This is a genomic window from Bacteroides sp. f07 (assembly GCF_042854785.1).
In the GTDB taxonomy this organism is placed as follows: Bacteria; Bacteroidota; Bacteroidia; order Bacteroidales; family Bacteroidaceae; genus Bacteroides.
Genome location: NZ_BAABXI010000001.1, coordinates 1,244,557 through 1,268,175, shown reverse-complemented (window position 1 = coordinate 1,268,175; position 23,619 = coordinate 1,244,557). Strand labels below are relative to the sequence as shown.

General features: G+C 38.8%; 23 protein-coding genes and 1 tRNA gene. 20 read left to right on the top strand and 4 right to left on the bottom strand.

Going from position 1 to position 23,619, the window contains the following annotated elements; translation table 11 throughout:
* Positions 1–15 precede the first annotated feature (15 nt).
* The 13 genes from ACGHVY_RS05055 to ACGHVY_RS04995 all read left to right on the top strand — a co-directional run bounded on the left by ACGHVY_RS05055 (position 16) and on the right by ACGHVY_RS04995 (position 11,768).
* The gene (locus tag ACGHVY_RS05055; RefSeq protein WP_390597569.1) at positions 16–495 is read left to right on the top strand and encodes a hypothetical protein; all 480 of its coding nucleotides are present in this window, start codon (positions 16–18) and stop codon (positions 493–495) included.
* An 8-nt stretch (positions 496–503) separates the two neighbouring features.
* Complete coding sequence (locus tag ACGHVY_RS05050; protein ID WP_390597568.1) at positions 504–1,457, top strand: BACON domain-containing protein; 954 nt, start codon at positions 504–506, stop codon at positions 1,455–1,457.
* 36 nt (positions 1,458–1,493) lie between these two features.
* The gene (locus ACGHVY_RS05045) at positions 1,494–1,994 is read left to right on the top strand and encodes a glycosyl transferase (RefSeq protein WP_390597566.1); all 501 of its coding nucleotides are present in this window, start codon (positions 1,494–1,496) and stop codon (positions 1,992–1,994) included.
* Positions 1,991–2,455: a phage holin family protein gene (locus tag ACGHVY_RS05040; protein WP_390597564.1), complete on the top strand. Its 465-nt coding sequence runs from the start codon at positions 1,991–1,993 to the stop codon at positions 2,453–2,455. Before ACGHVY_RS05045 ends, ACGHVY_RS05040 begins: the two co-directional genes overlap by 4 nt.
* Positions 2,433–2,654, top strand: a complete 222-nt coding sequence (locus ACGHVY_RS05035; RefSeq protein WP_390597562.1) for a hypothetical protein — start codon at positions 2,433–2,435, stop codon at positions 2,652–2,654. Before ACGHVY_RS05040 ends, ACGHVY_RS05035 begins: the two co-directional genes overlap by 23 nt.
* Positions 2,655–2,666: 12 nt before the next feature.
* On the top strand, positions 2,667–3,068 hold the full coding sequence (locus ACGHVY_RS05030) for a structural protein P5 (protein ID WP_390597560.1): 402 nt from the start codon (positions 2,667–2,669) through the stop codon (positions 3,066–3,068).
* A 25-nt stretch (positions 3,069–3,093) separates the two neighbouring features.
* Positions 3,094–3,375, top strand: coding sequence for a hypothetical protein (locus ACGHVY_RS05025; protein WP_390597558.1), 282 nt, complete (start codon positions 3,094–3,096; stop codon positions 3,373–3,375).
* A complete protein-coding gene (locus ACGHVY_RS05020; RefSeq protein WP_390597557.1) occupies positions 3,375–8,048 on the top strand; it encodes a hypothetical protein in 4,674 nt (1,557 codons plus the stop codon). The genes ACGHVY_RS05025 and ACGHVY_RS05020 overlap by 1 nt, the downstream gene beginning before the upstream one ends.
* 1 nt (position 8,049) lies before the next feature.
* Positions 8,050–8,328: a hypothetical protein gene (locus tag ACGHVY_RS05015; protein WP_390597555.1), complete on the top strand. Its 279-nt coding sequence runs from the start codon at positions 8,050–8,052 to the stop codon at positions 8,326–8,328.
* On the top strand, positions 8,325–8,777 hold the full coding sequence (locus ACGHVY_RS05010; RefSeq protein WP_390597553.1) for a DUF6808 domain-containing protein: 453 nt from the start codon (positions 8,325–8,327) through the stop codon (positions 8,775–8,777). Before ACGHVY_RS05015 ends, ACGHVY_RS05010 begins: the two co-directional genes overlap by 4 nt.
* Positions 8,778–9,001: 224 nt before the next feature.
* Positions 9,002–9,547: a hypothetical protein gene (locus ACGHVY_RS05005; RefSeq protein ID WP_390597552.1), complete on the top strand. Its 546-nt coding sequence runs from the start codon at positions 9,002–9,004 to the stop codon at positions 9,545–9,547.
* Positions 9,548–9,661: 114 nt separating this feature from the next.
* The gene (locus ACGHVY_RS05000) at positions 9,662–10,765 is read left to right on the top strand and encodes a competence protein CoiA family protein (RefSeq protein ID WP_390597550.1); all 1,104 of its coding nucleotides are present in this window, start codon (positions 9,662–9,664) and stop codon (positions 10,763–10,765) included.
* 280 nt (positions 10,766–11,045) lie between these two features.
* A complete protein-coding gene (locus ACGHVY_RS04995; protein ID WP_390597548.1) occupies positions 11,046–11,768 on the top strand; it encodes a hypothetical protein in 723 nt (240 codons plus the stop codon).
* 75 nt (positions 11,769–11,843) lie between these two features.
* On the opposite strand, the gene ACGHVY_RS04990 is transcribed toward ACGHVY_RS04995, so the two are convergent.
* From ACGHVY_RS04990 to ACGHVY_RS04980, 3 genes are all read right to left on the bottom strand, one after another.
* Positions 11,844–13,076, bottom strand: a complete 1,233-nt coding sequence (locus ACGHVY_RS04990) for a tyrosine-type recombinase/integrase (protein ID WP_390597546.1) — start codon at positions 13,074–13,076, stop codon at positions 11,844–11,846.
* A gap of 139 nt (positions 13,077–13,215) precedes the next feature.
* Positions 13,216–13,288 (bottom strand) — tRNA-Thr (locus tag ACGHVY_RS04985).
* A gap of 108 nt (positions 13,289–13,396) precedes the next feature.
* A complete protein-coding gene (locus tag ACGHVY_RS04980; RefSeq protein WP_390599650.1) occupies positions 13,397–15,439 on the bottom strand; it encodes a toxin-antitoxin system YwqK family antitoxin in 2,043 nt (680 codons plus the stop codon).
* A gap of 211 nt (positions 15,440–15,650) precedes the next feature.
* Here ACGHVY_RS04980 and ACGHVY_RS04975 point away from each other — a divergent pair, with 211 nt between their 5' ends.
* From ACGHVY_RS04975 to xpt, 7 genes are all read left to right on the top strand, one after another.
* Entirely contained in the window at positions 15,651–16,232 is a 582-nt protein-coding gene (locus ACGHVY_RS04975) for an epoxyqueuosine reductase QueH (RefSeq protein WP_390597544.1), read from the top strand.
* Between the two features lie 26 nt (positions 16,233–16,258).
* Complete coding sequence (locus ACGHVY_RS04970; RefSeq protein ID WP_390597542.1) at positions 16,259–17,137, top strand: DNA/RNA non-specific endonuclease; 879 nt, start codon at positions 16,259–16,261, stop codon at positions 17,135–17,137.
* Between the two features lie 199 nt (positions 17,138–17,336).
* Positions 17,337–18,374, top strand: coding sequence for an endolytic transglycosylase MltG (gene mltG, locus ACGHVY_RS04965; protein ID WP_390597540.1), 1,038 nt, complete (start codon positions 17,337–17,339; stop codon positions 18,372–18,374).
* An 83-nt stretch (positions 18,375–18,457) separates the two neighbouring features.
* Positions 18,458–20,050, top strand: a complete 1,593-nt coding sequence (locus tag ACGHVY_RS04960; RefSeq protein WP_390597538.1) for a thiamine pyrophosphate-dependent enzyme — start codon at positions 18,458–18,460, stop codon at positions 20,048–20,050.
* A gap of 3 nt (positions 20,051–20,053) precedes the next feature.
* Positions 20,054–20,635 (top strand): indolepyruvate oxidoreductase subunit beta, encoded by a 582-nt coding sequence (locus ACGHVY_RS04955; RefSeq protein WP_308745515.1) that lies wholly within the window; start codon positions 20,054–20,056, stop codon positions 20,633–20,635.
* Positions 20,636–20,649: 14 nt separating this feature from the next.
* Positions 20,650–21,957: a phenylacetate--CoA ligase gene (locus ACGHVY_RS04950; RefSeq protein ID WP_308745516.1), complete on the top strand. Its 1,308-nt coding sequence runs from the start codon at positions 20,650–20,652 to the stop codon at positions 21,955–21,957.
* Positions 21,958–22,049: 92 nt separating this feature from the next.
* Positions 22,050–22,622, top strand: coding sequence for a xanthine phosphoribosyltransferase (gene xpt, locus ACGHVY_RS04945; protein WP_308745517.1), 573 nt, complete (start codon positions 22,050–22,052; stop codon positions 22,620–22,622).
* Here xpt and ACGHVY_RS04940 read toward each other — a convergent pair.
* Positions 22,616–23,386, bottom strand: coding sequence for an EFR1 family ferrodoxin (locus ACGHVY_RS04940; protein ID WP_308745518.1), 771 nt, complete (start codon positions 23,384–23,386; stop codon positions 22,616–22,618). The two genes, xpt and ACGHVY_RS04940, sit on opposite strands and share 7 nt — an antisense overlap.
* Positions 23,387–23,619 lie beyond the last annotated feature (233 nt).

Here is a 23,619-nt window from a genome sequence, read left to right as displayed (position 1 = left end):
TTAATAAAGTATATTATGGCTGAAGAAAACATTTATACATTCAAACGTTCAGGTCCAAATATTGATGGTCTGTTAGATAAGGTAGAAGCGGGCTTTGTCTATATGGTAGACAATACCAAACTTGACTTCGGTGATATTTATAGAAGAGATAACAAGGCTATTACACAAAAAGAGTGTGACGAAGTTGCAAATATTATCAAACAATACAAATCCGGTAAAGTCGTTGTCATTGTAAACGAGGCGCTTAGTGATTCCTATAATAGGTTTGGCGTTTTGAATATCTGCACAATGGATGATATGATGCCTACTTCTCTGATGTTCTATGATGACGAAGGAGATTTGATTGCATATACTTTGGATGACGGGCCGTCAATCGGAAGCATCTGGAAGGTGGTAAGAAAAACCAGTAGTTATACAATCGCTCCACCGTTGACACAAGCACAGTATGATGCGCTTGCCGTAAAAGACGAACATACTCTTTACATTATAACATAGTAAGGCTTATGGCAGATACAAGAAAATTACGTATAGGAAATCGTATCCCCGATAAAATTATGCTCGGTAATATGGAGTGTAAAAAGGCTTACTTGGGAAGTACTCTGGTTTGGGAGCAGGAAAATATCCCTTTGGTTATCACCCCCAATACAATACACGGTATCCCGTCTTCCGGCGGTTCATATGATGTGACAATCAAGGCAACCGGTAACTGGACGTGTTCATATAACCCGACATGGGCCAGACCCGATAACGGCTCGGGGGCAGCAGGAGAAACAACCTTCACGCTGGACATTGATGCCAATACCGGTAATGAACGTGGTGACTATTTGGAGTTCGAATTGGACGATACCGGATATGTCGTAGAACTGGACGTATTACAAAACGCAGCATCGCCTATTAGTGGCATATCACTTGAACCGCCATTCCCTTCTGAGTTGCTTGGAAATGCATATTCAGGTGGAGAGTATGAAGTTGTCAGCGAAAACGATTGGTCTGCATCCTTTGCCGAAAGTATTGAAATGAACCCGACTACGGGAGGAGCGGGAAGAACCTACGTAGATTTTCAAGTCCCTGCAAATACCGATAAACCTCGGGTAGTCGCATTGGAATTAGTGGATGAAATAACAGGTGAGAGATATCTGTTTGGTTGTATACAGCAGGCTGTCACAGGTGCCTCTAAAGAAATAGTACCATCCACGGAAGGATTCACGAATGTTCCTAAGGCAGGCGGACTTCGTTCGACTTATATTGCGTCTTTAAAGGACTGGATATATGATGCGGATTTATCGGTCAACGCCAACTGGTTAACTGTTATACAGAAATCGGGCGTTGAAGGTATAACTGAGGTCTCGATTATGGTGTCACAGAATCAGACAGGACTGGAAAGGCTGGGAGAAATTTGGTTTGCAACTGCTGATGGTACAGATTATTCACGTATTGGTGTTCACCAATTAGGATAATATTATGAGTTTATTAATCAAAAAACAGATAAAGCTATGATTACATTAGTACTATTATCATTCATTCTCATCGCAGGTTATGTTTACGCGATGATTAAAAAGGGGAAAAAAATCCCTTATTCAATCAGTGCCACCTACTACGCGCTGACACACAAGTTTTGGTTCGGGTTGTGCATGATTGGCTCCAGCTTTCTGCTTCTTCCGCCCGCATTTGAAGCAAGCACGGAGAACAACCGGTTCCTTATATTCCTCGCGGTTATCGGTATGATTGTATTGGGTGTATCTCCTAACTTCAAAGTCGAGGACAAGATACCACATATTGTCGGTTCCTGCATTGCCTTAATCTTCTCCCAGATATGGGTGGGCTGTAATTCCTGGTACTGGCTGTTAATGTGGGCTGGATTCATTGCATACATGGCGATTTCCATGAAAAAGCATTGGACAGGCAATTTCATCTCCGACTTCATTAAGAGGAAACCGATGTTTTGGATAGAGGTAATTTCATTGTTAACCGTTTATCTTACTTGTATCGTATGAAAGAAGCAATAGTACATACAACCACTGGTGGTTTTGCCGCAATTGCTACAGCCTTTGTATATGAGTCTTTGCAGCATATGATTCCTTGGCTGATTGCATCATGTGCAGTAATCCTTTGCGATTTAGCCTTTGGGGTGCGGAAAAGTATGCTAATGGGTGAAAAGGTCAGGTTCTCGCGTGCGATCCGTGCCACTATGGGAAAGATGGTGACTTACTTCGCATTCGTTTGTATGGTCTGTATGATTAGCGTAGCAAGCCACAATGAATATCCGATAGATGTGTATTCCTGTTTATTGGTATGCTTCATAGAAGGATGCTCGATAGTTGGCAATATACTGAAGCCAAAAGGTATAAATATCAATCTTATCGGGGCATTAGGAGTGTTTGGCAAAAAGGTGTTTAAGGTTGATAAGGAAGATGTGAGAGAAATTATAGAGAATGAATTGGATAAAGGAAAGTAACCGACCCAAGCACCTGCTTTACGCCATCCCGGCAGGTGCATTGCTTACCATCCTGTTTGTAGCGGGACTGGCTGCCGGCATGGAGTTCAAAGACCGTGCATACGGTGGAAAATGGGACTGGCTCGATATTGCCGCCACGCTGATAGGCGGTCTTATCGGACAGGCGATTCAAATTGGAGTATTAACATTAATCGTATAGGAGAAAATAAACATGAGTATACCAAGAGGACTAAGAAATAATAACCCTGGCAATATCCGTATCACAAAGGACAAATGGCAGGGACTGAGAGAAAAGCAGGAAGACAAATCGTTCTTCCAGTTCAAAGAAATGAGATGGGGCTACCGTGCCCTTATCCGTACTTTACAGAATTACCGTAAAAGACACGGCTGTCAGACGATTGCCGACTTCATCAAGCGGTGGGCACCGGAAAACGAGAACAATACAGCCGGATATATCAGCCGTGTATGTAGTGAAATGCAAGTCTCGAACACATACGTTCCAGATATTAATGACAAAGCGACCATGTGCGCTTTCGCTGCCGCAATCTCACAGGTAGAGAACAATGCTCCGGCTGTCATGGCTGACATAGAAGCCGGATGGGATTTATTATAAACTTTAATCAATAGGAGAGACAATCATGGCATTAAAAGATATTACATTCAATCAAGTAGACGATAAATATGTAAGCGACCCTATACAAGTAAATCAGGAAAGCATTGGTTTGCAGCTTGAATTTGAAAAGGGAAGCACATTGTGGGTTCATATCAGCTACGATAGCGAAAACTTCCAGTCAGTGGAAAAAAGAATGTGCGATAAGGTTTTCGCCCGCCCTGTCATTGGTCTTAAGAAAGGTCAATATATCAAACTCGAATCTACACAACAGCCTGTCAAGGCTCAATACTTTGAATCTGAAGAATAATGGAAGCAATAGGATTAAATCCGATAAGGCTTGACGCAATAGGGATTGATCCTATTCGTCTGAATGCTATCAGGCTTGGTGTTCTTGGGGCTTCTTCCGGTTCCGACCGCCCCTACATCGCCCCGGAAGTATTGGCATCCTTAGTTGCGGTAGTCAAGTGTGACGGCAAGAGCAATAACGACCCGGACAGAGCCATCATCAAGAACCTGGTTGACCCCGACAATCCGTTTGTGATTAGCAATGCGGCTTACAAGCTGAATAGTGGATTTGGGAAGTATGAAGAAGACTTTTCTACATGGAAAGCGAAATCAAATAGCGGTATTAAAATTTCTTCTGATGGAACTAAAATAGAAACATTAGCTAACAATTTTTCATGTCAATATGAATATAGTTCTATTGGTAGAGATGTTCCATCTTTTAAAGTCAAGATTTCAAATTTTACAGAAGGAACTATTAATTATTATTATCGTGAGGAAGATGGTAATGAAAAACATATAAATTTTGGACCTATCACAGTAGCTAATTCTAAGGGAATTATAGAATTACCTAAATCATATAATACTGTTGAAAATGGAATAGGTTTTAGAGGTGGATTTGTTGGCATACTAGGTGTAAATATTGGTGTAACCATAGAACAAATCCCCTCTTTCCAAGGCGCACTAGTAACAGATGGAGTTGATGATGTAATACGAAGTCAGAAAACTATTGGTGAAATGCTTGATGGCAGTAATGAGATTACTGTGGTTAGTATGATTCATCTAATAGATATTAATCATGCTGGCGGTTCTGGATTTACTAATTATGTAAGAGTAGGAAGTTCTTTTATAAGAAATGATTCTAAAGTTAATGATAAGACTGGAATATATGGTTGGACTTATTCTAACAGCGGCAATATTGGCACTATCAATAATATATTAGGAGATAAAAATGATTATAAAACTATTGGTTCTTCATTACCTTTAGATAGCGTATTTAACGTAGAAGGGTATAGTCATAGTTCAGGTATAGCAGAAATATGTCAAGTCGCTTGGTACTGGACTTTCATTGCCAATAGAGTATTGACTTCTGATGAGATTAATCAGGTAATAGCCTACTATAACTTGGATAAGCATGTTAAGCCTGATGTGTACTATGATGTAAAGAAACAAGGTCTAAGCAATAATACTCCGGATGCAGATTGGTACCTGAAAGACTTTAGTGGCAATGGTCGTGATATGCAGTTGTACAATTTTGCTAAGAAGTTAGGTAGTGGTGTTGGTAAATATGAAGCTGATTATTCTACTTGGGTTAAAGTAGCAGGTGTTAGTTCTACTCCATTTGGTTTTAAAATTACAGGAGAAATCAGCTCTAATTATTGGCTAGTATATGCGTATAATAGTATTACCCCTGCTCATAAAGTTAAAGTATCAGGGATTCCTGAAGGTGGAGAATTAAGATACGCAAGCGAAAGTATTAAATTGGAAAACGGAATTAATGAACTACCCGAAATGGAAGCTACTAGTGCTAGAGGATTTACAATAAGACAATATACTACACAACTTAGTGATTGGATTGGTTTATCGGTAGAACAAATCCCCGACTACGAAGGTGCATTAGTATTTGATGCAGTAGAGGACTATGGTCAGTTTGTAGGAGACTTAGGGCTAAAGGACTATACTGTTGCAGTTGATAGAGCTTATCCTAGTCTAAAAGGTAATGGAGTTCCTGTGATTTCAAGTATAAAGGGTGATACTGCTACTCCATTTTTATTTGAGTTTGCTGATAATACAAGTGTTGTAAGACCTTATTCTTTCGGAGCAACTACGGTTCTATCTCCTATGGAATTGAGCAGAAAGATTAGTTATCAATCTACATATATCTATGATGGTACTGCTATTAACAAAGGGTTACATGGCAATACAGGGAATGGTTTAACCATAGGTAGATTTGGAATTGATACTCAATATGCTAATATAGCACTATGGAGTTTATTACTCTTCCCTTACACCCTTTCCGAGTTTCTGCTAGAGCGTCAATTAAAGAGGTATAAGTTGGGTTCTATATATCCTAGTAATTCTATCGTATTCAGACCTTATATAACATCTAATTTACCTTATAATGTAATAGAAATTAGAATAAATAATGAACTTGTTTATTACTGGATTAATCAAAAAATTAATAATGATGAATCCGGTAAATATTTTCCAAAAGGTTCTACTATGAATATAAGAGTTAAACACGATAATACTCTTAAAATACCTTCTAAAATTAAATACAATGGTAAAGAAGATGAAACTAGCTATTATGCCAATGGAGTGTATCAAGTTGATGTTACTTTAGATAAGACACCTCAGAAAATCGAAATACAAATAGACGAATACATTCATTACGAGGATATTGTTCAGCCTTATCCTTTTATCATTCCTATTATTGATACTGATGGTAAAGAATACACTTATGGTGATAAGATTAAGGTTGGTACTGAAATAAGAGGTGGAATTAATGGTAACAATCTACTTCCTGAGCTATATAAACTCAACGGGTATTTCAACTTTAACGGAGCTTATTTTAGTGCCAGTAATAAACATGTTATAGGTAAAACTAATGTTTTTGAATTAACTAATGCTCCTACTTATCTAAAAGCCAACGAACCCAACTGTATTGCCGACCCTCAACGTTTACGTATTCCTAATTCTTCTTATAAGATACTAGGATATATTCCGGATATTAGTGGTCATGGTAATCACTTGAAGATTAATAATTCTGCTTATGCGGGAATGAGTGGAGCTAATGGCTATTCAGAAGACTTTACTACATGGTTAAAATCTTCAGGTGTTAAGGTTGATAATGACAAAATAGAAATAAATGCATCTACTGAAATGTGGTTACTTAGACAATATACAACATCTGCATCTAAGTTTAAAGTCAATGTTGTAGGAATACCTAATAATGGTACTTTAAAATATGGTACAATTAGCAATCCACAACAGCTCCACAATGGTATTAATGAGTTGGATGCATTTAGTTTTGATGCACTTACAGATATTGGATTCTTTAAAACAGGTGCAAGTGCTAATGATTGGATAGGTTTAATTATCGAGCAAATCGGAGAATACGAAGGCTCATTCTGTCTTGACGGAGTTGAAGATTACCTTACTATTCCAACATTGGAAGGGCACGGTGGTAAACAAGTACTGATGAAGGTGAATTATAGATTAAATTCATCTAGAACATGTACATTATATGACCAAAGGACAATTTTAAGTGGATGGCAGGAAACTTTTACCATAGTATCAACTTCTTATAACATTGCGTATGCTCTTGCAAATAATGGTCAGACTTACATTGATGGAATATTAAATACTAATATCATTGGCAACTCGCTAGCAAATATAACTCATAATATAACCGTTGTTAACGAGAATGTATCTGAATCTAACACTGGAGTAATAAATATTGGTGCACAAGCTGAATATAAAGGATTCGGTAATTTGTCTCTCTTCGCCTTCATGTCCTTTGATGATATTAGCTCCGAAGAAGAAATCAAGGAACTGAATGACATTGTAGGTATTGAAGGTGGTTATGTGGAAAGTCCGGATTATTATTGGGACGCTTATGGTAAGAGTAATAAACCCCATGAAGATATTGACTATGGTATTCTTGGGGAATCTGTAATTACTAGGAATAGGATTTTTGACAAGTCTGTTGAAGGTCTTAAAGTTATAGAAACAGGAAATGTATCTGATATTATTAATAGAGCATTAACTGCTAATAATTTTGCTTATAGTGAAGAAAGTGGTCATGGTGGGCAAAGTCTTATTTTACCATTTAGTATACCATACAGTGGTGGTTGGGATTATGCTAATGATAGAGCTTCTTTTGAGCCACTAGATAATGGAAATAGCGTTAAAATTACCCAAGTTAAATCAAGAGTAGCTTTATTCTGGAGTGGTAACCCTATTAAAAAAGCATGGTATAAAGTAAGTGGAGTTGCTCCTGGAAAAGGAATTAAATTCGGAAGTGATGTTTTTAATGTTTATAGTGTAATTGCAGAATCTGATGGTATTTATGAAGTTGATTGGTCGTTAAATACCAACGAATCAGGAACTAAAATTGCTATATGTATCATGAGTAATGGTTGGATTGGAGAATGCGACATTACTATTGAGCAAGTTGCTCAGTATCAGAATGGCTTGCTATTTAATGGCAGTAATAATTATCTTACGAACAGTGATATCCCATCTGTTACCGATTTTACTGTTTTAATTAAATGCCTTCTACCTGATGACTTTGGAAATTCAGATGGTTGTGTAATTAGAAAAGGCTCACACAATGATATACGTAATGGGGGATATAGTTTTATATATGCTTTGGACAGTGTTGCCGCCCCTACTTCTAGAAATAGCTATTGGTCTTTTGGCAACCAACTTAAAAGCCCTCCGGCAGTTAAATTGCCATTAATTGGATTTATGACACCGACAAATGTAAATGGTGTTCCTATTACAAAGAATGGTAATCCGGATGCAAATGGGATGTGTGTTGGTGCATGGCTAAATTACCTACGAATGGTGTACTTTAAAGTTATGTTTTATCCAAAAACGATTGATATGCTGAGTATCAATATGCTCAAAAATTTGTTCGCTCAAGATATTTTGATTGACGTTAATAATCCAATATTTAAACAAAATAATTAATATGAAATACATTACATTTCCCTCAGAGAATCTGAACGAGATACCGCAAGAGGTGCTCGATGAATTACACCTGGTTCCAAGAAAAAGCATTGATGGCACTAAAGTGATTATGAAGGTAGACAATTACGAGAAACTGTTTCCGTCTGCTGTGGCGCTCTCTTTAGAGGAGGATGAAGAAATGCCACAAGAACCGTTTTATCCTTATCCGATCTACGAAGGCAAAGAACTTGAAGACTTGCTTTCAAGTTCTGAATGGACTTCAAACGATAATATCCTATGAGGTCACTCCCTTGGATATTAGTCTGCCTGCTGCTTGGCGTGTTCGTGTGGATGAAATTCCGTCCGCACGAACATATCCCGGCAGAAGTGAGAACCGAGACGAAGATAAAGACGGTTATCAAGGTTTGCTCTTTAACCATATCTCCGCCCATGGCTCCCTTGCTCTTCATTCAGTTAAAGGATACCATACACATAGGCGATACGGTAGTCCAACGTGAACAGGCTTACTATGAAGACAGCCTTTACCGTGCATGGGTGTCCGGCTACCGTCCGAGACTGGACAGCTTGCAGATATTCCCAAAAACCGTGTATCAGAATGTGACAAATGATATCTATCATACTATCATACCGAAGAAGAAACGCTTTGGGCTGGGCTTGCAGGCAGGGTATAGCTATCCGGACGGTGCCTATTGGGGTATCGGAATCAGCTATAATTTGGTTATGTGGTAAAAAAATAGGAAATAGCATATTTTTGTATCCGTAGATACTTGTCTTTTGGCAAGTATCTACGGATACAAAGTCGTTTTTTATATCTTTCCTCTAAAGAAAAAACATATTCCTTATCCTGTCAGTGTGAGATTCCCACGATTTTCATTTATATTTGCACCAATGTTGAACTTAATATTGAAGTTTTATAAAAAGTATATTAGTTAAATAACTAAATTATTAGTACTATGTCAGTAAAACAATTAATAGATGGACAAGTAATAAAGATAGATAATCATTGTAGAGGGTGTGAATTCAAGTGGGGGGAGGGTGTTCATCTCCATAAGAGAATGAATAAGGATAAATTCAGTAAAGCTGAAGTATTAATTCCCATTGCAGATAATGAGCGTGAATCAGAACTTGAATTTCGAAATCTACAAGGAATAAAATCATCTCAAATAAAAAATGAAATAGTCAAAGCTTTTAAGAATAAAGCGATTAGAAGAGATTTTATTTTATCTTTTTATAAGGCCTTAGATGAAATTCTGAGTAATGAAGGATTCGATAAAGAAAAAAAAATTGAGATTGCTAAGAAGTCGGCAAAACATATAGCAAAATTATTCGGGTTAAATCCTAAAGTTAAAGATTATTTTTGTGAAGAAGCAGATAAATATTATGTTCAGTTCTCTCGAAGAAATAATAGAGATTTTCACATATTGGTTGATATTAAGAATAGAGATTTTATAATTGGAGAAAGTATTTCTGACATAAATCAATACAATCTAGAAGAATAGTTGAATGTCAGGTTGCTTATAATATGAATAATTTACCTCTAGGGGTGAGATAATTTTAGAAAAAACAGAAAAAGAGGCAGTTTGATAAAAATTATCATCCTATTATGTTAGACTATGGAAAACCTCAAATATACATATGCTCTTAATGAAAACAATAGTATTGTAACAATAAATTTCGCTATAAAAGGCGAAATTTACTTTTGCCCTCACTGCAAGAATATAATGATTGTTAGAGATGGAGGTATTAAAGTAAAGCATTTTGCACATAAAAAACGAACTTCTAGTTGTAGCTATGAATCGTACCTACACTCTTTGGCAAAAAAAAGATTCGAAGAATGGTTTAATTCAGACAGACCATTTAATATCTCCATCAACAACAAGGACAGATGCGAAAAATTTGAGAATTGTATATGGAATCATGATGAAAGATTGGCTTCCGATTATTGTGAAAAAGACCATGAATCCGTTTGGGATTTAAAACAGTATTATGATTTAATATTTCCCGAGAAATCTTATAAAGGATTTCGTGCAGATTTATTACTTGCAGATTCCCAAAATGTACACGAACCGATTTTTATAGAGATTTGTGTGTCACACGAATGTGAAAAGGAAAAATTGGAGTCGGGCATACGGATTATTGAGATTCCATTAAAACATGAATATGCATTGGATAGAATTATACAGAAAGGAGTAATTCGTGAAAATATAAATGCATTATTATATAACTTCAAACATAAAGTTGGCGTAACTTTAACAGAGGGCTTAAAACTCAATAAATTTGTGTTACTAGAATCAAGACATGGTTTTTGCCCAAGCAATCGTTCGAATTGCAAAATATATACTCAAAGACACCCTTCTTCTATATTTGAGATAACCTTCGACTATCAAGCTAATCGGATTCTATGGATACCCCCTTTTATTTTTGGCTGGACAATAGCATATAAGACATATAAGAACAGCGATAATGTAAAAAACTGTTTCTTATGCAAATACCACAAACAGGATAGCTATGATCAATGGTACTGCTGTTTATATAAGAAATTTGGTCTTGAAAAATACTGTAAATCCCATCAAGCAATTGATTGTAATTATTTCATTCCAGATTATTCTCTCATAAAAAAATGCACTGAAGATTTACGTTATGTATCATATAATATTTGGAAGAAAGGTATGGATGATAAAGGAATAGATCATAACAAGGAGAAGGCAACTGAATAAGCTGCATCACTGGCTGCGGTTGCTCACATCCAAATCCCTATCCTTTAGGGAGGGAGTATGTTCATTTTGCCTGTAAAATAATACTCAAAAATTCAATTAATGTTTCTTTAAGTGAACCCTCTGGATAATTGATAATTAGATACATTTTAATGTTTTTACTATATTTGCTAAAAAACATGATTACATAATCGGCATGGTTAAGAATCAGAGCACCAATTTATATTAAGTAAACCTATTTAATTAAACATTTAGAACTTGTTACATTATGATCGTTCCAACGATGAGATTTTACGAGATGTATGAAGAATTGGCTTCCGACCGTTCCAAGATAGAATATAAACGCCAGCAATTAATGCCAAAGGCTGTGAAAAAATTCCGGAAGACTCTCCGTTTTCCGGCTTGGGAACTGTTTGAATACACAAATCCTAGTCGGCGCAATTCATACATTCTATTTTTTTATGCTGCAAATAGACAAGCTGTTGAAAACCCTAAATTTGATTATTTCTCTGTAATAAATGTGGATAGTAGGCGATTCGTTCTGAAATGGGGATGCTCCCCATATAAACATACCGACTCCGATTCAATGGTATGGACTAGAAGGATAGATGCATACAGTACCCATTTCTTTTCCCGTTATAGAGAACGTGTTTTCAAGAATACCGAACTAGGGCTTAACGAGGTAATATGCCGATATTTCACAAGGAATAAAATAGCCTTACTGATTGAACTTAATGAAGACATAAAGAAAAACTATCAAAAATATGGTGGAGCAGCTCACCATGCGATGAAGGTGAGTGACGGGCTTTGTTTCATCAGGACTTCGGTTGAATGTCTTGTAGATCTGAATACTCAAAAGGAAACAGCGAAAGCATTAGGATTTGTCTATGTTACCTTTGTCGATGACAATACCCTTACAAATTCGCAAAATGAAGCGACTTTTCTGGAAGGTATTCGTTCCTCACAGAAAATTTTTAAAGATTTGATTGCGAACATTGAAGATTAACATCTCCCTCCTAAGGGAAGGAGATTCGGATGGAGCAACCGTAGCCAACGATGCAATTTATTCAGCTGCTTTCTCCTACCCTTTCATCATCATGATATCAGCTCTCATCTCTATATATTCAGTATATTTTTCAGGATTGTTGGTATAGTCTATCACCCTGTTTATGGCTATCTCAGCTTGTTTTTGTTTGACGCGTGTGTAATATCTGATAATTCCTTTACTTTTGTCTGAATGACCGAGACAATAATCTATCACTCCGTCAGGTATGCCAAGTTCAAAGGCGAATTGTGCAAAAGTTTTACGAGCAGAATAGAAACACAATGTCTGTTTAATCCCTAAGTGCTCCTTTAGTTCCCTCATGCAAAGATTGATATACTTTTGCAAATTAGAATAGGTATAAGAATACCCCAAATCCAAAAATCCCCTTTTATTTATGTACTTACTGATAATTGCTTTCGCTTCACTGTGTATAGGTATCGTTATGACTGATTTCCCTGTCCTAGCATGAACAGTCTTGATTCTTTCAAAAGAAAGTATATCCACCGACAAATCGACTGATAATAAATCTTTCAGATTGATACCGCACAAATAGAAAGAGAGTAAAAACATATCCCTACCTAAATTCAATCGTTTTCCTTCAACTTCCGTTCTTTGTATTTTCTGAAATTCTTCTATTGGAAGGTCGCATTCTTTAGGTTCGGCTGTTGGTATTTTCGTGTATGCAAATGGGTGTATGTCTGTTTTAAGAACCCCAGTTTTTATCAACTCGTTTATCCGGGCTTTCAGATGTGTTAATCTCAATCCGATGTTTCCATTAGCATAACCTTTCTTTATCATCCACTTTTTAAAATGCTCTACCAATAAAGTATTAATTGCAGGAATAGGTACATCTCCTTCCGCATTAATAAACACCCGTACAGTCTCCTCATTCATTTTAGCATAGCTTTCCCTACCCTCTTCCCTTATTTCATTTATGCGCTGTTTCCAGAACTCTAAAAACGAAATATGTGAAGGGCGTTCCTTGGATATTATAATCCGTTTTATCTGAATTGCAGAAAAATAGTCTATGCATTCAATAGAATTAAATTTCTCTTTATATTGTGAAAACACAAATTCAAGCCTTTTATTCATGACATTCGCATCCTTCCGGTAAGCGACTTTACCGTTGTCAAATTCCGCAATATCATCTAACAGAAACTCTGTTTTGATGTAGGCACGTTCTTTCTTTTGGGAGATGCAGACTAAGATGGGAAGCCTGCCATCATGTTCCTTAATGGAACTTAAAACTGTTAATCTGATTGTTGCCATAGTCGAATAATCAAAACACAATTCTACTATACAATTTTGTGCAAATATATACGCAGATTTATGTTTTTTTTATTCGGAATTGAATTTTCAGAAAAGAAAAACGCTGATTAAACAGTTAATAATCAGCGTTTTATTTGAGAGCCGCTAGCCAGACTTGAACTGGCGACCTACGCGTTACGAATGCGTTGCTCTACCAACTGAGCTATAGCGGCGTTTGTCTCCCGTTTACGGCGTGCAAAATTACAGCTTTATTTGAGAAAACAAAAAGAATCCGACATTTTTTTAAGTTTAAATTTTAAATCGGCTTTTGTTGACTAAATCTAAAACTTCTCTTTGTGGTCAAATTTCCCCTCATCGGTATAGTATTTCCACGTACCTTTAGGCTTGTTATTGGCATACTTCCCACGAAGTTTCAAAGTACCATCTTCGTAATATTCACGATAACGTCCGTGCCTTTTTCCCTCTTTTACTTCCGACTCGCTCTTTAATGCTCCTTCAGGATAAAATTCCCGCAGAACATTTCCTTCAAACTTTTCGACATAGAAACGTTTCAGTTCACCCATCTGCTCTTTTTCGGTTTCGGCATCTTCGTTCATTTCTTCATCATCTTCATCAGTAGCAACTGAAGTTACCGTCTCTTCAGGCTCATAGGGTGCATAATCCATAACATATTGCAAAGAAGCCGACCGGCTATCCCCTATCACCTGCATAGTCCAATAAGGGAAAGAAAACAAAACATCTTTATTAGATTGTATTTCATTCCATGTACTCGCATTCATCATAGGTTTCAACTGAGAATAGAACTTATGCATATCTGTATACAAGAAAATAGTAGAACTGGATTTCATATACGAAAGTGCATCCTTAAACCCTTGATTATTTTTCAATAAATTCTTTTGCTCGTAATCCTCTACAAATGAAAGCAAAGAAGAAGCCTTATTACTGAAAACTACATAATCATCCACGTAAGTATAATATGGCTTCTCAAACTTATCAAATAACTTTCCGAAAAACAGGCGGAAGAAGCCCTTCATCTCGACATAATTGATCTCAAAGTCTTTATAATTAACCGTCTTAACCTTAACCGGAGTACGCCGCTTTATCTTCTTCTCAATAAACTCCATATTCTTACGGGCATCTTTTATACTTTTAGCCCTGACAGCCAAAATAAGCTCAGGATCATATCCCAACAAACCCGGTTCAGATTGTGTAATGGCAAATTCACCTGACATCCAACTCAGAAAGTTATCCTCCAAAGAAATTCCAAACAATCCTTCAATCTTTTTCCGAGAACTTTGATAAGAATCATACAACTGTTTATCATGCACAGAAAGTGCATTTTCCAACTCTTTCACAAAAGTCACAGGATTATTGAAACCTATATTTGTATAAAGAGCCGTTCGCCCGGAAAGAATCTCATGCGCTTTCATCTTATGTTTTCCCGAATTCAACAAAGCAGTAACATAAGGATCGGCAGAGTCTTTTCGTAAGGTATACCCCTTCACCTCCATTCTGTCTTTGTTTGCATTCAGATAAAGACCGGCAAAGTTCATAGAATTACTAAAGAGATCAACATATTCGTTTCTCGTTCCTAAATAAATAGACATAAACTGAGGAATGCGCGCATAATTGATAAAGACTCTTACAAGCCCCTTGCCCGAAACTAATTTCTCCGTTTCGATAAAGGACTGGTCGAGTCCGATTTTGGGTTTATTGCGCGAGTTAATAGCCGATTCGACAAGAGCGGATGTGTACGAACCTACCAAATGATTGTCCACAAAAGCAATGTAGAAAATATCACGTGTATCAGGATCACGCATTTCAAGTATATTGATGCCGCTATGCATTCGGCTAGTAACCGTAAAACCGCTCATCACCAATACCGTTTCAACCTGATCTTTCAATAAATCCATCTTCGATGCTTTCTGCATATCCAAAACAAGCAGGAAATCCCAATTGGTGGCACGGGTTTTATGAAGTGAAATTAGCATATCCCGTTCACCGACAAGAGACAATAACACTTTATTGCTTTTAACTACCGAATCCAACTTTTCTACACTCGCTGTTACTTCTTCAAAAGATTTCGCTTTCTTCAGACATTGCCATGTCTCACTTCCACTAAACTTCTCCCAATCTTCAATCGGAGCTGATGACTGAATAATAAATGCGGCATCTTCGGGGATCAAATAAATCTGTTGGATATTACGGTCGGGTGAGACAAACAGATAAACGATGGAATATAAAATATATACCGCCAAGGCTAATCCTACCGTTACTAAAGTTCTCTTTACTATTTTCTGAGCATTCTTTTTCTTATCGGGGTCAACATATTGCTCTTGCTGCCCGTTGTGCAATTCTTCCATCATGTTCCGTTATTGAGTTGAGTGGGCAAAAATACTAAAAAAAATGAAATTAATTAATTAGTTCTGACTCATTTAGCAAAATTATTCCGCGAAAGAGATTTTATAAAACACAAAATAGTCTAAGTAACCTACTCTCCTGTTTTTATAAAATCTATTCTGAATAAATTATAATCTGTTGACTAATATGGCAAATATATACTAACTTTACAGCATGAAAAAGAAATTCCAACTCGAAGTTCCGGGCGGAGCCGACAAGGTTTTACTTCATACCTGTTGCGCTCCCTGTTCATCGGCTATCATCGAATGCCTGATGCAGCATAATATTACTCCTGTTATCTATTACTGCAATCCCAACATCTATCCACAGGAAGAATATAATATGAGGAAAGATGAATGCACACGTTATGCCCAATCTTTAGGGCTTCAAATCATAGACACCGATTACAACCACGAAGCCTGGCGATGCCAAATGACAGGAATGGAGCAAGAACCCGAAAGAGGCGGACGCTGCCTGCGCTGCTTCAAAGTCCGCCTGCTGGAGACTGCCCGTTATGCACACGAACATGGTTTTTCTGTCATTACCACCACACTTGCTTCCAGCCGCTGGAAGAGTCTGGAACAGATAAATGAATCCGGGCAATATGCTACTGCAAACTATCCTGATGTTACCTACTGGGAGCAGAATTGGCGCAAAGGCGGACTAAGCGAACGCCGTATCGCTATTATCAAAGAATATAATTTCTACAACCAGCAATATTGCGGTTGTGAATTCAGTATGAGAAAAGAAGAATAACAGACACCATTATCACCAGCAAATCAATGAATCGAACTAAAAAAGGTAAAAACAGAAGACTGTTCAAAAAGAAATCACGCTCTAATTATAAACTAGGATACATTATCGTCCTCATTGTACTTATTCCTATTATATATGGTGTCTATTTGTATTACCAACAAACTGACAGACCCCAAAATAACGAATCACAAACGAATGAATCACTTCATTTTTTTTTCGACAATGATTTACAGACCCCTATATCACTAATTCCCCGGCAGGAACAAATAATCCACCACACCGGATACATTGTTTCTTACAACAAAGACTTAAAACTTCCCAACTGGGTTTCTTACGAATTAACCCGGGAAGAAACAAAAGGGAAAGAGAAAAGAAGCAATCGCTTTATCACTGACCCACTAGTCAAGGGGCTGATTGCAACTAATGCAGATTATGCACGTTCAGGATATGACAAAGGACATATGGCACCAGCTGCGGATATGAAATGGAGTCCGCAAGCTATGGAAGCATCTTTTTATTTCAGCAACATATGTCCGCAACATCCACAATTAAACAGAAGAGGCTGGAAAAAACTGGAAGAGAAAATACGGGACTGGGCAATAGCAGACAGTGCTATCATCATTATATGTGGTCCCATTATAACCAAACAGCCAAAAACAATCGGGAAAAATAAAGTTGCAGTACCGCAACAGTTTTTCAAAGTAGTCCTGTCTCCTTTCGCTAAACCAATGCGGGCTATCGGATTCCTGTTCAATAACAGACAAGCCGTAGAACCTCTCTCCACATATGCAGTAACAATAGACAGCATCGAACGTCTTACTAACATGGACTTCTTCGCACCTCTACCCGACGAAATAGAAAACAAGATAGAAGCAGAAGCAAATTACTTCCAATGGCCTAACTAATATCCATCCTCGCTAAAACGAGTTTGGCTGATTTGAACATACCATATTCATTCCATCCATCTATGTGAATGAAAAAGCCGTCACTAAATGAGTAAAGAATAAGATAATTTACTCATCTCTTCTGCGATTCATCAGCGAAAGGAATCGTCTCTATCTAAATTCTTTTTATCTTTGACGAACTTTTTAAAAAGCTCGAAAGATGAAGAAAAAAAAGAGAAACATTTTATTATCAATTCTAATAGGAGCATTCCTTCTTTGCGCCATTGCCGGGGGGAGCGTTTATTATTACCTGTTTGCTCCTCAATTCCATCCATCTAAAACCGTATATATCTATGTAGATCGAGACGATACCGCCGATTCCATATATAACAAAATAAAGAAGTTCGGATATGTCAACAAGCTCACTGGATTCCAATGGATGGCTAAATACAAGGATTTCAAACAGAATATCCATACCGGACGTTATGCTATTCGTCCGAATGACAATGTATACCACGTATATAGCCGCTTTTCCAGAGGATACCAAGAACCTATCAACCTCACTATCGGAAGCGTGAGGACATTAGACCGACTGGCACGAAACATAGGCAAACAGCTCATGATAGACTCTGCCGAAATCGCCAGCCGGCTATTCGATCCTTCTTTTCAAAATAAAATGGGATACACAGAAATAAGCCTTCCCTGTCTTTTTATACCGGAAACTTATCAAGTGTACTGGGATATAAGCGTAGAAGATTTTTTCAAGCGCATACAAAAAGAGCACGAACGTTTCTGGAACAAAGAACGTCTCGCACAAGCCACCGCCATCGGAATGACGCCGGAAGAGGTAAGTACACTTGCTTCCATTGTTGAAGAAGAAACAAACAACAATGAAGAAAAGCCGGTAGTAGCCGGATTGTATATCAATCGTTTGCGTAAAGATATGCCTTTACAGGCAGATCCAACCATAAAATTTGCCCTGCAAGATTTCGGACTACGCCGCATCAACAACGAACATCTGAAAATTAATTCACCCTATAACACCTATATGAATACCGGACTCCCGCCCGGACCTATTCGAATCCCCTCAAAAAAAGGAATAGACAGCGTATTGAACTATACAAAACACAACTATATTTATATGTGCGCCAAAGAAGATTTTTCAGGAACTCATAATTTTGCTTCCAATTATGCCGATCATATGGCAAATGCAAGAAAATACTGGAAAGCGCTAAATGAAAGAAAGATTTTCAAGTAAATTTGTGATAAAACAGACTGAAAAGCCTATCTTTGCCCGATAGATTAACAAACTGTGATCAACACTAAATAAAAGAAATAGATATGAGCAAGCAACTCTTACTTGGCGATGAAGCCATTGCACAAGCCGCACTGGATGCCGGACTTTCAGGTGTTTATGCCTATCCCGGTACTCCTTCAACTGAGATTACAGAATATATTCAAATGGCCTCTATAACGACCGAACAGAATATACACAACCGTTGGTGTGCCAATGAAAAAACAGCGATGGAAGCTGCGTTGGGTATGTCTTTCGTAGGCAAACGGGCATTAGTTTGTATGAAACATGTAGGTATGAATGTAGCAGCCGACTGTTTTGTCAATTCCGCCATCACCGGTGTGAAAGGCGGATTAATCGTGATAGCAGCAGACGACCCCAGCATGCACTCTTCCCAAAATGAACAGGACAGCCGTTTTTACGGAGATTTTTCACTGATACCGATGTATGAACCCAGCAATCAGCAAGAAGCATACGATATGGTATATAGCGGCTTTGAATTCTCTGAAAAAATGGGTGAACCTATTCTAATGCGTATGGTAACCCGCCTTGCACATTCCCGCTCCGGAGTAGAACGTAAAGAGCAAAAGCCGCAGAATGACATATCTTTCAGCGAAGATCCACGCCAATTCATCCTGTTGCCGGGAAATGCCCGTAAACGCTACAAAGTATTGCTCTCCCGCCAAGACGAGTTTATGAAGGCTTCTGAAGAATCACCTTACAATAAATATACAGATGGTCCTAACAAAAAATTGGGAATCATCGCCTGCGGTATCGGCTACAATTATTTGATGGAGAACTATCCCGAAGGTTGCGAATATCCGGTACTCAAGATCGGTCAATATCCATTACCTAAAAAACAATTGCACCAATTAATCGAATCTTGTGACGAAATCCTCGTTTTGGAAGATGGTCAACCATTCGTAGAAAAGCAATTAAAGGGTTATTTGGGTATTGGCATTAAAGTAAAAGGACGATTAGACGGTACTTTGACACAAGATGGAGAATTGAATCCCGACTCGGTGGCGCGTGCGGTAGGCAAAGAGAACAAATCGGAATTTAGTGTTCCTTCTGTAGTAGAAATGCGCCCTCCCGCACTTTGTGAAGGATGCGGACACCGCGATATGTATATCACGCTGACTGAAGTTCTTAAAGAAGAATACCCCACTCATAAAGTATTCAGCGACATCGGTTGTTACACGCTCGGCGCAAACGCTCCATTCAATGCCATCAACTCATGTGTAGACATGGGAGCTTCTATCACTATGGCAAAAGGTGCGGCAGACGGTGGCCTTCATCCGGCTGTGGCCGTAATCGGAGACTCCACTTTCACCCATTCGGGAATGACCGGATTACTCGACTGCGTAAATGAAAACGCCAATGTAACCATCATAATCTCCGACAACGAAACTACTGCCATGACAGGCGGACAGGATTCTGCCGGAACCGGACGTATCGAAGCTATCTGCGCAGGGCTCGGAGTCCCCCCCGAGCATATCCGCGTAGTTGTGCCATTGAAGAAAAACTACGAAGAGATGAAGAAAATCATACGCGAAGAAATCGAATATCGGGGTGTATCTGTCATTATCCCACGTAGAGAGTGTATCCAAACATTAGCACGCAAAAAAAGAAGTAAGTAAGCCATGAAAAAAGACATTATATTATCAGGAGTAGGTGGACAAGGGATTTTGTCCATTGCTACAGTAATAGGCAAAGCTGCCTTGAAAGAAGGACTTTATATGAAACAGGCGGAAGTGCACGGAATGAGCCAACGCGGTGGAGACGTTCAATCCAATCTCCGCATCAGCGACCAACCGATTGCTTCCGACTTGATCCCTTCCGGCAAATGCGACCTGATCATCTCACTGGAGCCTATGGAAGGTCTGCGCTATCTTCCCTACCTCAGTTCTGAAGGCTGGTTGGTGACTAACGAAACTCCATTTGTCAATATCCCCAATTATCCGGAAGCAGACAAAGTAATGGCCGAAATCAATAAATTGCCTCATAAGATTGTATTAAATGTAGATAAAGTAGCCAAAGAAGTTGGCTCTGCCCGAGTTGCCAATATCGTTTTACTGGGAGCAACCATTCCATTTCTTGGTATCGATTACGAAAAAGTGCAAGACAGCATTCGTGAAATCTTCCTCCGCAAGGGAGAAGCAATTGTAGAAATGAATCTTAAAGCATTGGCCGCCGGTAAGGATATTGCGGAAAAGCTGATGTAATAACAGGCATTACCATGAGTACACAATACTGGGAAGAAGAACTAGAAACCATGAGCCGTGAGAAGTTGCAGGAATTGCAACTTCAACGGCTTAAAAAAACAATTAACATAGCTGCAGATGCTCCTTATTATAAAGAAGTTTTCAGCAAACATGGCATTACCGCAGATAGCATACAGTCGTTGGAAGATATCCGAAAAATACCCTTTACGACCAAAGCCGATATGCGCGCCCACTACCCTTTCGGACTAGTAGCAGGTGATATGAGCAATGATGGTGTACGCATCCACTCTTCCAGTGGCACTACCGGAAATCCGACCGTGATTGTTCATTCGCAACACGACCTCGACTCTTGGGCCAACCTGATAGCCCGCTGCCTGTATGCCGTAGGTATCCGCAAGACTGATGTTTTCCAAAACAGTTCAGGATATGGTATGTTTACAGGCGGTCTAGGTTTCCAATACGGTGCCGAGCGCCTCGGTTGCCTTACAGTTCCCGCTGCAGCCGGAAACAGCAAGCGACAGATCAAGTTCATCAATGACTTTAAAACGACTGCTTTACACGCCATCCCCAGCTACGCCATCCGCTTGGCTGAAGTTTTTCAGGAAGAAGGACTCGACCCGACAAAAACGACACTAAAAACATTGGTTATCGGCGCCGAACCTCATACAGACGAACAACGCCGGAAAATAGAACGAATGTTGGGCGTAAAAGCATACAATAGTTTTGGCATGACGGAAATGAATGGCCCTGGCGTCGCTTTCGAATGTCAGGAACAAAACGGAATGCACTTTTGGGAAGACTGCTACTTGGTGGAAATCATTGATCCCGAGACAGGTGAACCTATGCCTGAAGGAGAAATCGGTGAATTGGTACTCACCACTCTCGATCGTGAAATGATGCCGCTGATTCGCTATCGTACCCGCGATTTAACTCGTATCCTACCCGGAAAATGCCCATGCGGACGTACACATATCCGTATTGACCGCATCAAAGGTCGCAGTGACGATATGTTTATTATCAAAGGAGTCAACATTTTCCCGATGCAGGTTGAAAAAATCCTTGTACAGTTCCCCGAATTAGGCAGCAACTACTTAATTACCTTGGAAACTGTCAGCAACCAGGACGAAATGATTGTCGAAGTAGAATTGAGCGACCTCTCTACCGACAACTATATTGAACTGGAAAAAATCCGTAAGGATATCACCCGTCAATTGAAAGATGAAATCCTGGTTACTCCAAAAGTGAAACTAGTAAAGAAAGGCTCTCTCCCACAAAGCGAAGGAAAAGCCGTTCGCGTGAAAGACTTGCGAAACAACAAATAAACGGCTCAAATTGACCATGTGCTAATATACCTTCCGCAAGTTTCATCACACGGAATGGTATATTAGCACATTATTAATTAATATCATATAGTATGCAATTACTTAAGAAAAGAATCTTGCAAGACGGAAAATGCTACGAAGGGGGCATCCTTAAAGTAGACAGCTTTATCAATCATCAAATGGATCCTGTTCTGATGAAATCAATCGGAGTTGAGTTTGTCCGCCGTTTCGCAGCCACAAATGTGAATAAAATCATGACAATCGAAGCCAGCGGCATCGCCCCGGCTATCATGACAGGCTACCTGATGGATTTACCTGTCGTATTTGCTAAGAAAAAGTCTCCTAAAACGATACAGAATGCATTAAGCACCACCGTGCACTCATTTACCAAAGACCGTGATTATGAAGTCGTTATCAGTGCCGACTTCCTCACTCCTAACGACAATGTACTTTTTGTAGACGACTTCCTTGCATATGGCAACGCTGCATTAGGCATTCTCGATCTCATCAAACAATCCGGAGCCAATTTGGTAGGAATGGGATTCATCATCGAAAAAGCGTTCCAGAACGGCCGTAAAATATTAGAAGAACAAGGGATCAGAGTAGAAAGTCTGGCTATTATTGAGGATTTATCTCACTGCCGCATTAAAATCAAAGATCAATAACCAGAGTTGGGGTTAAAATATTGGCCTTTTCCTTTTGTTCTTTTTCCGTATTGCACCGCATGCTTGGGACACACATGATAACATGCCAGGCATGAGGTACAGTCCTTTCCCCACACAGGCTTTCCTTCTGCAACAATTATATTCTCCATCGGACAACTCTTCTCGCAACACCTGCATCCGATACAGGCATCTGTTGCATAAAAATTTTCAGGTGACATCTGAAAACGATTAAATAAAGGATTGATTATTCTCGTTTTGATAAAAGGAATACTGCCTTCATGGCAAGAGAATACACATTCTCTTCTACTTATCAAAGTATTGACTCTTTTGAGGCTTGAAACACTCTCCACCAACTTTTTCCTTTCCAATTCTTCGTTATCTACATCAAACCCCGGAAGCAGTACATAATTATTGGGCATAGTCACAGAAAAACCCGCATGACACTCCCATCCCTTATATTTTAATGCTTTCATCATGACCTGTTGAGTAAGCCCGGTGTCATCCCCACATGAACAGACAAAAAACAAATATTGCCCTTTATACCCTTTCAGAGAAAGTTTCTGAATAAAACGTAATACAATTACAGGCGGAGCCCATGAATAGACCGGAAACACAAATCCTATCTTCTCATCTTCCCGTAGACAGAACTCAAACATTTCATTCCTTAATACATCGGGAATAAAGACTAAATCTTCTTTTTGCTCTTTGGATAGCTGAGCAGCGATCCACTTAGAATTGCCTGTACCTGAGAAATAAAATATCATAGAAAAGTATATAAGAAAGCCGTACCGACGATGTGATGAAACTCTGATAGAACAAGATTTGAGCGCTCGCCCTCTTTGTAATCCACCGGCTTGAAGCTGTCCCGAAGGATGTGGCCCGCCATTGAAGAACGAAGCTTTCTCGGTGCATCAGATTAATTTGAAGAGTTTCCCGATCCAGTCGATACGGCTAATATTTTTGTATCACAAATGTAATAAGAATCCCTGAGACTAGC

Bases quoted from the DNA above. Each gene is read 5' to 3' on its own strand.
- ACGHVY_RS05000 (WP_390597550.1), top strand. From the start codon at position 9,662: ATGGAAAACCTCAAATATACATATGCTCTTAATGAAAACAATAGTATT.
- ACGHVY_RS04960 (WP_390597538.1), top strand. From the start codon at position 18,458: ATGAGCAAGCAACTCTTACTTGGCGATGAAGCCATTGCACAAGCCGCA.
- ACGHVY_RS05025 (WP_390597558.1), top strand. From the start codon at position 3,094: ATGGCATTAAAAGATATTACATTCAATCAAGTAGACGATAAATATGTA.
- ACGHVY_RS04980 (WP_390599650.1), bottom strand. From the start codon at position 15,439: ATGGAAGAATTGCACAACGGGCAGCAAGAGCAATATGTTGACCCCGAT.
- ACGHVY_RS05020 (WP_390597557.1), top strand. From the start codon at position 3,375: ATGGAAGCAATAGGATTAAATCCGATAAGGCTTGACGCAATAGGGATT.
- ACGHVY_RS04995 (WP_390597548.1), top strand. From the start codon at position 11,046: ATGAGATTTTACGAGATGTATGAAGAATTGGCTTCCGACCGTTCCAAG.
- ACGHVY_RS04975 (WP_390597544.1), top strand. From the start codon at position 15,651: ATGAAAAAGAAATTCCAACTCGAAGTTCCGGGCGGAGCCGACAAGGTT.
- ACGHVY_RS04990 (WP_390597546.1), bottom strand. From the start codon at position 13,076: ATGGCAACAATCAGATTAACAGTTTTAAGTTCCATTAAGGAACATGAT.
- mltG (WP_390597540.1), top strand. From the start codon at position 17,337: ATGAAGAAAAAAAAGAGAAACATTTTATTATCAATTCTAATAGGAGCA.
- ACGHVY_RS05045 (WP_390597566.1), top strand. From the start codon at position 1,494: ATGATTACATTAGTACTATTATCATTCATTCTCATCGCAGGTTATGTT.
- ACGHVY_RS05035 (WP_390597562.1), top strand. From the start codon at position 2,433: ATGAATTGGATAAAGGAAAGTAACCGACCCAAGCACCTGCTTTACGCC.
- ACGHVY_RS05015 (WP_390597555.1), top strand. From the start codon at position 8,050: ATGAAATACATTACATTTCCCTCAGAGAATCTGAACGAGATACCGCAA.
- xpt (WP_308745517.1), top strand. From the start codon at position 22,050: ATGCAATTACTTAAGAAAAGAATCTTGCAAGACGGAAAATGCTACGAA.
- ACGHVY_RS04950 (WP_308745516.1), top strand. From the start codon at position 20,650: ATGAGTACACAATACTGGGAAGAAGAACTAGAAACCATGAGCCGTGAG.
- ACGHVY_RS04970 (WP_390597542.1), top strand. From the start codon at position 16,259: ATGAATCGAACTAAAAAAGGTAAAAACAGAAGACTGTTCAAAAAGAAA.
- ACGHVY_RS05040 (WP_390597564.1), top strand. From the start codon at position 1,991: ATGAAAGAAGCAATAGTACATACAACCACTGGTGGTTTTGCCGCAATT.
- ACGHVY_RS04955 (WP_308745515.1), top strand. From the start codon at position 20,054: ATGAAAAAAGACATTATATTATCAGGAGTAGGTGGACAAGGGATTTTG.
- ACGHVY_RS05050 (WP_390597568.1), top strand. From the start codon at position 504: ATGGCAGATACAAGAAAATTACGTATAGGAAATCGTATCCCCGATAAA.
- ACGHVY_RS04940 (WP_308745518.1), bottom strand. From the start codon at position 23,386: ATGATATTTTATTTCTCAGGTACAGGCAATTCTAAGTGGATCGCTGCT.
- ACGHVY_RS05005 (WP_390597552.1), top strand. From the start codon at position 9,002: ATGTCAGTAAAACAATTAATAGATGGACAAGTAATAAAGATAGATAAT.
- ACGHVY_RS05030 (WP_390597560.1), top strand. From the start codon at position 2,667: ATGAGTATACCAAGAGGACTAAGAAATAATAACCCTGGCAATATCCGT.
- ACGHVY_RS05055 (WP_390597569.1), top strand. From the start codon at position 16: ATGGCTGAAGAAAACATTTATACATTCAAACGTTCAGGTCCAAATATT.
- ACGHVY_RS05010 (WP_390597553.1), top strand. From the start codon at position 8,325: ATGAGGTCACTCCCTTGGATATTAGTCTGCCTGCTGCTTGGCGTGTTC.